Source organism: Nonomuraea sp. NPDC050556 (assembly GCF_044457355.1).
GTDB lineage: Bacteria > Actinomycetota > Actinomycetes > Streptosporangiales > Streptosporangiaceae > Nonomuraea.
The window spans coordinates 1-11870 of sequence record NZ_JBITGU010000008.1; the positions used below are offsets into that span (position 1 = coordinate 1).

Below are 11870 nucleotides of genomic sequence, written 5' to 3' on the forward strand. Positions count from 1 at the left end.
TACAGGGGGGCCGCCGGCGGCACCGGCCCCCCGGGGGCGGCTAACAGGGTCACCCCCCCCGCCCCCCCCCCCACCCGGTACCCCCCCCGGGCGGGGGGGGGGGGCCCCCCCCCCCCGGGGGGCCCACGGTCCTAGCTGATGGGTCGGATGGCGAACGGGTAGCGGTAGTTCTCGCCCTTGTTGGTGGCGATCGCCGCCTGGATGTGGAAGATCAGCGAGACCAGCCACACCACCGGCAGCAGAAGGAAGCCGATGAGCACGAACGCCAGGACGAAGCACACCATGTACCCGATGAACATGGTGAGCTGGAAGTTCAGCGCCTCGGCCGCCTGGTCCCTGACATAGGGGGACTCGTCCTTCTTCATGAGGTAGATGACCAGCGGGCCGATCCACGACACGAGCAGGCCGAGCAGGTGGGCCAGCATGGCCATCGTGGTGTCGTCGGAGCCGGGACGCGGGCCGTACACGCCGGGCACGTGCGGCGGCCTCGGCTGGGGCGCTGAGTAGCCGTAAGGAGGCTGCTGCTGGTAGCCGGGGGGAGGACCCTGCTGGTAGCCCGGGGGAGGGCCCTGCTGGTAGCCAGGAGGCGGACCGGGCTGGTAGCCCGGCGGCGGCGTCGGAGGCTGGCCGTACCCGTAGCCCCCTTGCGGGCCCGACGGCGGAGGTCCCTGCGGGCCCGACGGGGGCGGTCCCTGGGGACCTGACGGTGGGGGCACGCGCCGGGTGGCGTCGTCGTCCTGGGGCTGGCTCATGGCTACTCCTCAGCCGTTGGGGGATTAATCAGGGCTTGACACGAAATCGATGAGCTCCTCGACCCGGCCGAGCAGCTCCGGTTCGAGATCTGCGTAACTGTTCACGGCGCCGAGGATCCGCTTCCACGCCTCGTACGGCTCCAGCCGCCACCCGAGGGCGGCGATCACGCCTTCCTTCCACGGCACCCCCTTCGGCACGTCAGGCCACGCGGGGATGCGCAGCACCGAGGGTTTGACCGCCTGCCAGATGTCGATGAACGGATGCCCGACGACCAGCACCTCAGGCGAGGTGACCCGCGCCGCGATCCTGCTCTCCTTGGACCCGGCCACCAGGTGGTCGACCAGCACGCCCAGCCTCCGGCCAGGTCCAGGCTCGAACGCCTCCACAATCGCCGGAAGGTCGTCGACGCCCTCCAGGTATTCCACGACGATCCCCTCGACCCGCAGGTCGTGGCCCCAGATCTTCTCCACGAGGGCGGCGTCGTGCACGCCCTCGACGTAGATGCGGCTCTCCCGCGCCACCCGGGCGCGCAGCCCCTCGACGGCCACGGACCCCGAGGCGCTGCGCCGCTTCGCCGGAGCCCCCGCAGCGGGGCGCACCAGCGTCACCACCTTGCCCTCCAGCAGGAACGCGGCGGGCGCGAGCGGGAACAGGCGGCGCTTGCCGAACCGGTCCTCCAGCGTGACCGCCTCCTTGTCGCAGGCCACGACCGCGCCGCAGAAGCCGCTGTCCGCGTCTTCCACGACGAGATCGAGCTCGGCGGGCACCTGGGGGATCTTGCCCTGCCCGGGTCGCCGCCAGTCTCCTGCGAGGACGTCACCTTCGTACCTGCTCATCACACGGGGACCGTAGCAAATCACCTCATCGTCGCGAGGCGCTTGCGGGCACTGCCGCGCCGTACGAGAACCACGACGGTCATGACGATCGCGAACAGCACCCCGGCGGCCGGGACGAGGATCAGCGCGAGCGCACCGCCCACGATGCCGCCCGCCGCGGAGGCCAGGTCGCGGCCGATGCCGAACTTGGTGCTCGCGCCCTGCTCCTCGATCGTGCAGGTGAGCTGGTAGTCGCCCTTCTTCGGGACGTTGAGCAGCTGGATGAGCTCCCAGTTGTTCACCGTCTGCGTGCCCGTCGGCGCCACGAACTTGGGGCCTTCCGTGGCGAACTGGCACTTGTAGTGCACGGCCTGCCCCTTGGACAGGTACAGCGCCGGGTGCTCGGCCGGGTCGAGGCTGACGGTGACCGCCTCGCCTGGGGCGAAGGTCCTGCTGGGGGCCGCGCTGGCGGCGCTGCTGATGACCCCGCCGCCGAAGACGACGACCCCGACGATCACGCTCACGATGGCCACGCCCCAGCCGACGGCGATCCACCACAGGCCCGGCTTGACCTTCTGCTGCGGCTGGCCGTAGGGGGGCTGGGCGAACTGGGGCGGCTGGCCGTAGGGAGGCTGACCGTATTGCGGCGGCTGCTGGCCGTAAGGAGGCTGCTGCCCGTAGGGGCCTGAGGGCGGCTGGCCGTAGGGGCCTGAGGGCGGCTGACCGTAGGGCTGGGGCTGGCCGTAAGGCGGCGGTGGCGGCTGCTGGGGCGGCGGGCCGTACTGCTGCGGAGGTCCGTATTGCGGAGGCTGCCCGTACGGCGGGCGCTCGTCAGGGTTGACGCGCCGGGTCGGGTCGCCCGGTGGTGGTTCGACGGTCATGTCAAGAAGTGTGGGCCCTTGGGCTTGTAGCCCGCTAGCAGGTGAATTGCGGATCATCGTCCCATCGCCCTGCGGTTCTGCCCCCGGCGCACCACCACGAGCACGTTCACCACGCCGGCCGCGACCAGCAGCCCGACCGGCACGCCCAGCATCACGGCCTTGTAGAAGCCGTTGGCCGCCGAGGCCTCCCTGGCGTCGGCAGCGCTGTCCCGGGAGACGCCGAACCGGCCCGTGTAGTCGTCGGCCGTGCACGTCACCTGGTAGTCGCCCTTCACCGGCACCTTGAGGGTGAACTCCCGCATCCAGAACGTCCCGTTGCCCGCGGCGATCTGGCTGCCCGACGCGACCGGGCTGGCGGTGCCGCCCTTGACCGTGCACGCGGTCTCCATCGGGAAGGCGTCCGCGTAGATGCCGGGCCCGTCGGCCGGGTCGAGGGTGACCGTCACGGTCTGCCCGCTGGAGAACGTCGAGGTGGGCGCGGACCCGAGCAGGCTGGTGGCCGTGGTGGTGAACACGCCGATCAGCCCGAAGACGAACGCGCCCGCGCCGATCAGCACGGCGGCGACCCAGGCGCCGACGATCCAGCCGACGCTCGGCTTGATCGGCGGAACCGGCGTGAAAACGGGCGGCGGGCCGTAGTGCGGCCCGTAAGGATGGGGGGGACCGTAGGTCATGAGCGCAGTCTGCGATCGACCGGTTGCGTTTCCCTGTCAGGACGCTTTATCGCACCTTGCGGGCGAGAGCCGTACACTTGGCACTCGGGAACACAGAGTGCTAGACCTGGCGTTTCCCTGAAAGGGAGGTGAGCACGTGCTCGATGATCGGAAACTCGCGGTGCTCCGCGCCATCGTCGAAGACTACGTGTCCACCAACGAACCGGTGGGCTCCAAGGCGCTGGCCGAGCGGCACAACCTCAACGTCTCTCCCGCGACGGTCAGGAACGACATGGCCTCGCTGGAGGAGCAGGGGTACATCACCCAGCCCCACACCAGCGCGGGCCGGGTGCCGACGGACAAGGGCTACCGGCTCTTCGTGGACAGGCTTTCCCAGGTCAAGCCGCTGTCCGGGGCTGAGCGGCGGGCCATCGAGACGTTCCTGGCCGGCGCGGTCGACCTGGACGACGTCGTCACCCGCACGGTCCGGCTGCTCGCGCAGCTGACCAGGCAGGTGGCCGTGGTGCAGTATCCGACGCTGTCGCACTCCACCGTGCGCCACGTCGAGCTGGTCCCGCTGACCGACCGCCGCGTGATGCTCGTGCTGATCACCAACACGGGCCGGGTGGAGCAGCGGGTCATCGAACTGCCTGAAGGCATAGAGGACTCGCGCGTCGCGCACCTGCGCGCCGTGCTGAACGCCTGCCTGGACGGGTGCGGGCTGGTCAACGTCCCCGACCTGGTGGCCGACCTGCCGGGACGGCTGCCCGTGGAGGACCGGCCCGCCGCGGCCACGATCCTGTCGGTGCTGCTGGAGACGCTGGTCGAGCGGCACGACGAGAAGATCGTGTTCGCCGGCGCGGCCAACCTGGCGGGAGCCGACTTCAGCAGCGGGCTGCGCGACGTGCTCGAAGCGCTGGAGGAGCAGGTCGTGCTCATGCGGCTGCTCGGTGAGACTGGAACAGACACGCCGTCCGCGCTCACCGTGCGGATCGGCTCGGAAAACCCGTATAGCGGACTCCGTGGTACGTCCATCGTCGCGACCGGATACGGTTCTGGCGACAAGCAATTGGCCCGTTTGGGCGTGCTGGGTCCGACGCGGATGGACTATCCCGTAACGATGGGCGCCGTGCGCGCAGTGGCACGCTACGTCAGCCAGATCCTGGCTGCTTCTTAAGAGGTCGATAAGTGGCAAACGACTACTACGGCACCCTCGGGGTACGCCGTGACGCCAGTCAGGACGAGATCAAGAAGGCCTACCGCAGGCTGGCTCGCGAGCTGCACCCGGACGTGAACCCCGATCCCGCGACTCAGGAGCGGTTCAAGGAGATCACGCAGGCCTACGAGGTGCTGTCCGACCCCAACAAGCGCCAGATGTACGACCTGGGCGCCGACCCCTTCGGCGGCGCGGGCGCCGGCGCGGGGGCCGGCGGCTTCGGAGCGGGCTTCCCGTTCAGCGACATCATGGACGCCTTCTTCGGCGCGGCGGGTGGTGGCCAGCGCGGCCCTCGCTCCCGCGCCCGCAGGGGACGCAACGCGACGATCAGAGTCGAGCTGGACCTGAAGGAAACCGCGTTCGGCACCACCCGCGAGCTGGTCGTCGACACGGCCGTCCTATGCGAGGTCTGCTCCGGCGCGGGCACCGCGCCGGGCACGCACCCCGACACCTGTGACATGTGCAGCGGGCGCGGCGAGATCTCCCAGGTCACCAGGTCCTTCCTGGGCCAGGTCATGACCTCGCGGCCCTGCCCGCAGTGCGGCGGCTTCGGCTCGATCATCCGCCACCCCTGCCAGGAGTGCTCGGGCGACGGCCGCGTGCGGACCCGCCGTACGATCAAGGTCCGCATCCCGGCCGGCGTCGAGGACGGCACGCACATCCAGCTCGCCGGCGAGGGCGAGGTCGGTCCCGGCGGTGGCCCGCCCGGAGACCTGTTCCTGGAGATCGTCGAGCGTCCGCACGAGATCTTCGAGCGCCGCGGCGACGACCTGCACTGCACCGTGCAGATCCCGATGACGGCTGCCGCGCTGGGCACGATCCTGACCGTGGAGACGCTCGACGGCGCCGAGGAGATCGACGTACGGCCGGGCACCCAGTCCGGCCAGGTCATCTCGATGTTCGGGCGCGGCGTGCAGCGGCTCAACGAGTCGGGGCGCGGCGACCTGCTCATCCACGTGAACGTGGAGACGCCGAACAAGCTGGAGCCCGCGCAGGAGGAGCTCCTGCGCGAGCTGGCCAAGCTACGGGGCGAGGAGCGCCCGCCGGGCAAGTTCGCCCCGGGTCAGCAGGGCTTCTTCTCCCGGCTGAGAGACGCGTTCAACGGGCGATGATGTCGTCGAGGAGGACCACGATGGCCTCCTTGACGGACTCCCTGTCCCGGGCGTCGCACTCGACGAACGGTACGGCGTCGCCGACGCCCAGGGCGTCGCGCACCTCGGCCAGGTCGAACCGCGCGGCGCCCTCGAAGGTGTTCACCGCCACGGTGAACGCCATCTGCCGCTCCTCGAAGTAGTCGATCGCCGGGTAGCAGTGGTCGATCCTGCGCGTGTCGACCAGCACGATCGCGCCCAGCGCGCCGTCGACCAGGTCGTCCCACAGGAAGGCGAACCGCTCCTGCCCCGGCGTGCCGAACAGGTAGAGGACGATGTCGCCCTTGAGGGTGACCCGCCCGAAGTCGAAGGCGACCGTGGTCGTGGTCTTCTCCTCCACCCCGAACAGGTCGTCGACGTCGGCGGCCACCTCGGTCATGGCCGCCTCGGTGGTCAGCGGCTCGATCTCGGAGATCGACCCGACGAACGTGGTCTTGCCGACGCCGAAGCCGCCCGCGACGACGATCTTCGCGGAGAGTGTGCTGACGTCAGAGTGAACGGACACCGTCACGGATCCTTTCCAGCAGGTCACGCGAGGGAACCTCGCCAAGGGTCACGTGGGCGTGCGGCACCAGCAGGCGCTCGGACACCAGGTCGGCGATGAGCACGCGGGCCACGCCGATCGGCACCTTCAGCGCGGCGGACACCTCGGCCACCGACAGGGGCCGCTGGCACAGGCGCACGATCTGCCCGCGCTCGAAGCCGAGCGGCGCCACCAGGGCGGCGGGCGCCGCGGTCACCAGGGTCTCCATGCGCAGCCGGTCGTCGACCGGCCTGGTGCGGCCGCCGGTGATGATGAAGGGGCGCAGCACGTCCCCGTCCGACTCGACGATCTCCGGCTGGCGCTCCTGCGCGCCCGGCCACCTGGCCGGCTGCTCGTAACGCACGTTGATCATGCGCGGGTCGGGCAGCCGGTGGTCGGGATCGTTCAGCATGGCAGCGCGCTCTTCAGCGAGGCGATCATCTGCGGCGTGAGCAGGTCGCCCGCCCGGTCGCAGAGCACCGCCATCTCGTGCCCCACCAGGCCCAGGTCGCAGCTGCCCGTGGCCAGCACGCCCAGGCAGCTGCCGTCGGAGATGACCGATACCAGCAGGAAGCCCTTGTTCATCTCGACCATGACGAGCCGCAGCCCGTCGAAGCCGTACTTGCGCGCCGCGCTCTTCGACAGGCTGGCCAGCCCGGACACGATGGCCGCGAGCTGCTCGCCGCCCTCCCTGGTCAGGCCGTCCGACATGGCCATGAGCAGCCCGTCGGAGGAGACGGCCACCGCGTCGGAGACGCCGTCGGTGCCCCTGACGAAGTTGGCCAGCAGCCAGTTGAAGTTCTGCGTCTCCGTGGTGCCGTTCATCGGCCTTCCTCCCCTTCACGCACCCCTGACCGGAAAGAGTCGAGCATCGTCCTGACCCGTTCCGGCGACCGTTCCGGGACCGTCTCGCTCACCAGGGCCGCGTAGACGGGCTCGTCGGCGCGGCGGTGGGTGCGCGTGCGCGGCACGCGCCGCACCAGGCCGTTGGCCGTGGTCCCCTGCGCCGCTTCGGGTTCCGGTTCGGGTTCCGGCGGGGGCGCCGGCGCTGGTACTGGGGTGACGGACACGAGGACCCGCTCCTGTTCAGGCTCCTTGGCCGGTACGGCTTCGCGCACCAGCAGCTCGGCGGGCAGCACCACCCGGGCGGTGATGCCGTTGAGCGGCGACTCGTGCAGCCACACCCGCACCCCGAGGCGTTCTGCCAGCCGGCCGACCACGTAATGGCCCAGGTAGCGCGTCGGCGCCACCAGGAAGCTCTGCTCGCCGCGCAGCCTGGCGTTGGCCGTGCCGAGCTCCTCCACGGTCATGCCCAGGCCCTGGTCGACGATGGCGACGTGGTACTCGCCGCCGTCCATCCTGGCCTGGATCTCCACGCTCTGGTCGGGCGGGGAGAACACCAGCGCGTTCTCCACCAGCTCGGCCACGAGGTGTGCCACCTCGGCGACGACGGGGCCCCTGATCATCGCGTCGTCGACCCTGCGCAGCACCACGCGCCGGTAGTCCTCCACCTCGGCCAGCGCCGAGCGCAGCACGTCGCCCACGGCGACCGGCTCGGACGAGCGGCGCGGGCTGCGCTCGCCGACCAGGACCAGGAGGCTCTCGGCGTTCCTGCGCATGCGGGTGGCCAGGTGGTCGAGCTCGAAGAGGTTGGCCAGCGCGTTGGGATCGGACTCGTCGCGCTCCAGCGCGGTGATGAAGCCGAGCTGGCGGCGCACGAGGTTCTGGTTGCGCCTGCCGAGGTTGGCGAGCGACTCCGCGGTGTTCCTGCGGAGCACGGCCTGCTCAGCGGCCAGCCGTACCGCGGTCTCGTGCACGTTCTGCAGGGCGCCGGCCACCTCGGCGAACTCGTCGTCGCGCGCGGTCAGCGGCGAGTCGAAGCCCAGCCGCTCCGGCTCCTCCCCGTCGGGGGCCGCCTGGATGCGCGCCACCGCCTCGGGCAGCCCGCGCTCGGCCACGTCGTTGGCCTCGCCGGTCAGCTGGCGCAGCGGGCGCAGGATGGCCCGCGAGGTCACGATGGCCAGCAGGACCGCGCCGAGCAGCAGGGTGACCACGATGATGACCAGCGCGACCAGGCGCTGCGTGTCGCGTTCCCTGTTGTCCACGGCCAGCGCCCTGACGTCGTCGCCGGTGGCGCGCTGCACGTCGCGCAGTGCGTCGATGTAGGCGGTGATCGCCGTGTACCAGGCGCGCGGGCTGACGTTCAGGCGCTGTCCCGCGGAACCTGCCACGGCGCGCAGCTCCATCGAGGCGGTCGTGGTGGCCGGGTGGCCCTGCTGGGCGAGGCTCAGCGCGCCGGTCTGCTTCTGCGTACCCAGGCGGTTGAACCGGTCGAAGGCGTCGATCTTGGCGGCGCGGATCTCCAGGAACCGGACGTACTCCTCGGAGGTGAACGAACCGGCGGCGAAGGCGCCGTTGACCGTGGCGCGCTCCTGGCCGGTGGACTCCTTGGCGCGGCTGAGCGCCTCCAGCGCCTGCAGCCCGCGCACCAGGCCGGGGTCGCTCCTGCCCACGTCCACGCTGAACGACGCGTCGATGATCGCGCCGATCGTGGTGGTGAAGAAGCCGAAGGCCTCCTGCTTGGTGGTGGCCCTGGCATCGGCCGCCGCGCGCAGCGAGGCGAGCGAGGACAGGCGCTCCAGCGCGGTGCGCACCTCGCCCACGCCTGGCACGGTCTGGTCGGCCAGCAGCGGGTTCAGCGCCGTCCGCGCCTTGTCCGTGGTGGCGCGCTGACCGTCGAGGTCGGTGCGGAAGCGCGCCTCGCCGCCGAGCAGGCCGACGGTCAGCCCGCGCTCGCGCTGCAGCGAGTGGACCAGCTCCTGGCTGGCCAGCACGAGGTCGACGTGGCGCGCGGTGGCGTCGGCGTCGGTCCTGGCGTTGATCTGCGCGGCCACGCCCGCGCCTGCGACGCTGATCAGCAGGATCGTCGGGATGGCGAGGATCACGCTCAGCCTCGCCCTGATCGACTGCGGCCAGTGGAGGCGTCTGCGGTGGCGTGCGCTCATTCTGGGCATCGGCAGCCCCTCATAGAGTGACGTCGGAGAGCGTTTACGGTATTGCTTGCGTGTTCATTTGGCTACCGATTGTAAGAATCCGGATATTACTGAGAGGTGAGAACCTGTGACGGTGCCGGTATTTCTGGCCAGTGACCTGGGGGTTTCCGGGGAGATCGTCCTGGACGGTCCCGAGGGGCGGCACGCGGCAGCCGTGCGCCGGATGCGGGTGGGGGAGCGGCTCGACCTGACCGACGGGGCGGGGGCCGTCGCCGAGTGCGAGGTGCTGGAGGCGCTGAAGGACTCGCTGCGGCTGTCGGTCTCGCGGCGCTACGTCGTGGAGCCGCCGGCGGTGCGGCTGGTCGTCGTGCAGGGGCTGCCCAAGGGGGACCGGGGAGAACTGGCCGTCGAGATGATGACCGAGGCCGGGGTCGACGTGATCGTGCCCTGGGCGGCCGCGCGGTGCGTGACGCAGTGGAAGGGCGACCGGGCGGACAAGGCCCTGGCGCGGTGGCGGTCCACGGCACGGGAGGCGGGCAAGCAGGCCAGGCGGTTCCACCTGCCGTCCGTGCCGCCGCTGATGTCCACCGGGCAGGTGGCGTCGTTGCTGGGGGAGGCGGCGCTGGGGGTGGTGCTGCACGAGGAGGCCGCGTCCGGGCTGGCGTCCCTCGCGCTGCCCGCGGCCGGTGACGTCGTGCTCGTGGTGGGGCCTGAAGGGGGGATCTCGCGCGAGGAGATCGACGCGTTCACGGCGGCGAAAGCCGTACCCGCCCTGCTCGGGCCCACGGTGCTGCGGACCTCGACCGCCGGGGTGGCGGCGGCGGCCGTGGTCATGGCCCGCACCGGGCGTTGGTGATCAGCCTCCGTTGGGGCTGATGGGGGTCGCGTCGGTCACCGAGGGAGCCGGGTCCTCAGGCGGGCACTCCTCGGCGGGGCACGTCGGGGTCGGCTCGTCCGTGGGGGTCGCCGACGGGGTCGGCGTCGGTGTTTCTCCCGGGCAGTCCTCGGTCGCCGGCTCCTCGGCGGCCGTCGGGCACGGGGTGGAGGTCGGCGTCGGGGTGGGAGCGGGCTTCTTGGTGGACTCGGCGGTCTCCGCGGGCAGCGGGGGCGTCGAGTCCGGCGTGACCACCATCACCGGCGGGGACTGGCCCCGCTGGGTGTTCTTGGGCGTCTGGGGCCTGCTGGTGGACGACTTGTTCGGCGGCGGGGTGGCGGACTCGGTGTGGCCCAGGATCTCGGTGGGGACCACGTTCTCGCGCAGCTCGGGAACGATCATGACGATCGTGCCCGCCACCAGGACGGCGCTCGCCGCGGCCGCGCCCGCACGCCACCAGAACAGGTTGCGGACGCCCCGGCGGTCGATCCGCGCGCGGATGATCTCCAGGCCTTCGGGAGAAGGCACGACCGCGTCCGCCTCCGCGCGGAGCACACGGCGCAGGATGTCGCCGTGCTCGTCGGGGGACAGGGTCATGACATCTTCTCCAGGACAGATCGCAGTGCGGCCATGCCACGTGCGGTGTGGCTCTTGACCGCGCCCTTGCTGATGCCCATCGCGTGGGCGATCTCCGCTTCCGACAGATCACCGTAATAGCGAAGGACAAGCGCCTCTCTCTGTCGCGCTGGCAGGGACCTTAGCGCCTCGATCACGGCAGAACGTTCAAGTTCGCCGATCGCGCCGTTTTCGGCGCTCGGGGCGTCGGGCAGGCCCTTGGGTGCGTACTTCTCGACGACCGCGCGGTGACGCAGCACGGAACGGGACCGGTTGACGACAGATTGCCGCAGGTAGGCGAGTGCTTTGTCGGGGTCGCGTAATCTGCGCCAGGCGCCATGGATGGCGACGAACGCATCCTGCACGACTTCCTCCGCTGTTGCTATATCGCGAACTAGCAACACAGCGAGACGTACCAATGACCGAAAGTGCGCACTGTAGAGCGCAGTCACAGCCATATCGGCGTCCCACCCGACCTGCACCGCCCCCAACGACCTGTCGGCCAGAAGGGTTTCGGTGGTCACATCAGTAGGACGCTGAGCCCTCCCAGAGGGTTTACGCTCTTCCGGTTCCTTAGGGGGCATGACCCAGTCGTATCCTCGCCAGGTGGCCTCGCCCGACCCTGAATCGACGTAATTATCGGCTGAAGTGTCGCACACACACCCTAACCCGCAGGGATCTTTCTACGCACGGTGGCGTGGATTACCGATTGGCAACGAGCTCCCGTGAGCCCCGCGCCGCCTTCAGAGCGTGCTCCAGAAGAAGCCCAGCCCCGTACGGCGCGCGCCCTCCGCAGCGGCGCGCGTCTTCAGGAGGGCGGGCGTTCTTCTAAAGGAGCCTCGCCCTGTGAGGCGTGCACTCGCAAGAGGACCTGCGCTCTCAGGAGGGCGGGCGCTCTTTTGAAGGAGCCCAGCCCTGTACGGCGTGCGCTCTCAGGGGCGGCGTGCGCCCTTGAGGAAGGTTCCTGAAAAGACCTCGCACCGGGCGGCGGGAGCGCCCTGCGAGGTGGGCAACCGGGTGGGTCGGGTGGTCGATAGGGTGGGCGGGTGACGGACTGCCTCTTCTGCAAGATCGTGGCCAAGGAGATCCCGGCCACGATCGTCTACGAGAACGACAGCACGCTCGCCTTCCGCGACATCAACCCCCAGGCGCCCACCCACGTGCTGGTGGTCCCGCGCGAGCACCACGCCAACGCGCGTGCCCTCGCCGAGGCCGACGGCGGCCTCGCCGACGAGGTGCTCAAGACCGCCCACACCGTCGCCGAGCTCGACGGCGTGGCCGACTCCGGCTACCGGGTCGTGTTCAACACCGGCCCCGACGCCGGCCAGACGGTCTTCCACGTGCACGCCCATGTTCTCGGCGGGCGTAGCCTGACCTGGCCGCCCGGGTGATATTG

The 11870-nt window shown here is 70.6% G+C and carries 14 protein-coding genes; 4 read left to right on the forward strand and 10 right to left on the reverse strand.

From position 1 onward, the window contains the following. Positions 1-131 precede the first annotated feature (131 nt). Genes ACIBG8_RS52170 through ACIBG8_RS52185 form a run of 4 tightly spaced genes read right to left on the reverse strand, consistent with a single transcriptional unit; the run spans position 132 to position 3123 of the window. Complete coding sequence (locus tag ACIBG8_RS52170; protein WP_397350876.1) at positions 132-752, reverse strand: DUF4870 domain-containing protein; 621 nt, start codon at positions 750-752, stop codon at positions 132-134. Positions 753-776: 24 nt separating this feature from the next. Beyond that, entirely contained in the window at positions 777-1589 is an 813-nt protein-coding gene (locus ACIBG8_RS52175) for a DUF3097 domain-containing protein (protein ID WP_397350877.1), read from the reverse strand. A gap of 20 nt (positions 1590-1609) precedes the next feature. After that, complete coding sequence (locus tag ACIBG8_RS52180) at positions 1610-2449, reverse strand: hypothetical protein (RefSeq protein WP_397350878.1); 840 nt, start codon at positions 2447-2449, stop codon at positions 1610-1612. Positions 2450-2502: 53 nt separating this feature from the next. Then, positions 2503-3123 carry a hypothetical protein gene (locus ACIBG8_RS52185; RefSeq protein ID WP_397350879.1) on the reverse strand — a complete coding sequence of 207 codons (621 nt, stop codon included), beginning with the start codon at positions 3121-3123 and terminating at the stop codon, positions 2503-2505. A 136-nt stretch (positions 3124-3259) separates the two neighbouring features. On the opposite strand from ACIBG8_RS52185, the gene hrcA reads away from it, so the two are divergent. Both hrcA and dnaJ read left to right on the forward strand, forming a co-directional pair. Then, positions 3260-4279: a heat-inducible transcriptional repressor HrcA gene (gene hrcA / locus ACIBG8_RS52190; protein ID WP_397350880.1), complete on the forward strand. Its 1020-nt coding sequence runs from the start codon at positions 3260-3262 to the stop codon at positions 4277-4279. Between the two features lie 11 nt (positions 4280-4290). Beyond that, a complete protein-coding gene (gene dnaJ, locus ACIBG8_RS52195; RefSeq protein WP_397350881.1) occupies positions 4291-5430 on the forward strand; it encodes a molecular chaperone DnaJ in 1140 nt (379 codons plus the stop codon). Here dnaJ and ACIBG8_RS52200 read toward each other — a convergent pair. Genes ACIBG8_RS52200 through ACIBG8_RS52215 form a run of 4 tightly spaced genes read right to left on the reverse strand, consistent with a single transcriptional unit; the run spans position 5417 to position 8997 of the window. After that, positions 5417-5974, reverse strand: a complete 558-nt coding sequence (locus ACIBG8_RS52200) for a GTP-binding protein (protein ID WP_397350882.1) — start codon at positions 5972-5974, stop codon at positions 5417-5419. The genes dnaJ and ACIBG8_RS52200 overlap by 14 nt on opposite strands. Beyond that, a complete protein-coding gene (locus ACIBG8_RS52205; RefSeq protein ID WP_397350883.1) occupies positions 5958-6404 on the reverse strand; it encodes a DUF742 domain-containing protein in 447 nt (148 codons plus the stop codon). Before ACIBG8_RS52205 ends, ACIBG8_RS52200 begins: the two co-directional genes overlap by 17 nt. After that, on the reverse strand, positions 6398-6817 hold the full coding sequence (locus ACIBG8_RS52210; protein WP_397350884.1) for a roadblock/LC7 domain-containing protein: 420 nt from the start codon (positions 6815-6817) through the stop codon (positions 6398-6400). Before ACIBG8_RS52210 ends, ACIBG8_RS52205 begins: the two co-directional genes overlap by 7 nt. Then, positions 6814-8997 carry a nitrate- and nitrite sensing domain-containing protein gene (locus ACIBG8_RS52215; RefSeq protein WP_397350885.1) on the reverse strand — a complete coding sequence of 728 codons (2184 nt, stop codon included), beginning with the start codon at positions 8995-8997 and terminating at the stop codon, positions 6814-6816. Before ACIBG8_RS52215 ends, ACIBG8_RS52210 begins: the two co-directional genes overlap by 4 nt. Before the next feature lie 115 nt (positions 8998-9112). Between ACIBG8_RS52215 and ACIBG8_RS52220 the strand changes: the two genes are divergently transcribed. After that, on the forward strand, positions 9113-9841 hold the full coding sequence (locus tag ACIBG8_RS52220; protein ID WP_397350886.1) for a 16S rRNA (uracil(1498)-N(3))-methyltransferase: 729 nt from the start codon (positions 9113-9115) through the stop codon (positions 9839-9841). On the opposite strand, the gene ACIBG8_RS52225 is transcribed toward ACIBG8_RS52220, so the two are convergent. Further along, on the reverse strand, positions 9842-10456 hold the full coding sequence (locus tag ACIBG8_RS52225; protein ID WP_397350887.1) for a hypothetical protein: 615 nt from the start codon (positions 10454-10456) through the stop codon (positions 9842-9844). After that, positions 10453-10932: a SigE family RNA polymerase sigma factor gene (locus ACIBG8_RS52230; protein WP_397351221.1), complete on the reverse strand. Its 480-nt coding sequence runs from the start codon at positions 10930-10932 to the stop codon at positions 10453-10455. The genes ACIBG8_RS52225 and ACIBG8_RS52230 overlap by 4 nt, the downstream gene beginning before the upstream one ends. A gap of 588 nt (positions 10933-11520) precedes the next feature. Between ACIBG8_RS52230 and ACIBG8_RS52235 the strand changes: the two genes are divergently transcribed. Beyond that, on the forward strand, positions 11521-11865 hold the full coding sequence (locus tag ACIBG8_RS52235) for a histidine triad nucleotide-binding protein (RefSeq protein WP_397350888.1): 345 nt from the start codon (positions 11521-11523) through the stop codon (positions 11863-11865). Positions 11866-11870: the final 5 nt, after the last annotated feature.

Coding starts and splice junctions, on each gene's coding strand:
- ACIBG8_RS52170 (WP_397350876.1), bottom strand. CDS start 752: ATGAGCCAGCCCCAGGACGACGACGCCACCCGGCGCGTGCCCCCACCG.
- ACIBG8_RS52175 (WP_397350877.1), bottom strand. CDS start 1,589: ATGAGCAGGTACGAAGGTGACGTCCTCGCAGGAGACTGGCGGCGACCC.
- ACIBG8_RS52180 (WP_397350878.1), bottom strand. CDS start 2,449: ATGACCGTCGAACCACCACCGGGCGACCCGACCCGGCGCGTCAACCCT.
- ACIBG8_RS52185 (WP_397350879.1), bottom strand. CDS start 3,123: ATGACCTACGGTCCCCCCCATCCTTACGGGCCGCACTACGGCCCGCCG.
- ACIBG8_RS52205 (WP_397350883.1), bottom strand. CDS start 6,404: ATGCTGAACGATCCCGACCACCGGCTGCCCGACCCGCGCATGATCAAC.
- ACIBG8_RS52210 (WP_397350884.1), bottom strand. CDS start 6,817: ATGAACGGCACCACGGAGACGCAGAACTTCAACTGGCTGCTGGCCAAC.
- ACIBG8_RS52215 (WP_397350885.1), bottom strand. CDS start 8,997: ATGAGCGCACGCCACCGCAGACGCCTCCACTGGCCGCAGTCGATCAGG.
- ACIBG8_RS52225 (WP_397350887.1), bottom strand. CDS start 10,456: ATGACCCTGTCCCCCGACGAGCACGGCGACATCCTGCGCCGTGTGCTC.
- ACIBG8_RS52230 (WP_397351221.1), bottom strand. CDS start 10,932: ATGGCTGTGACTGCGCTCTACAGTGCGCACTTTCGGTCATTGGTACGT.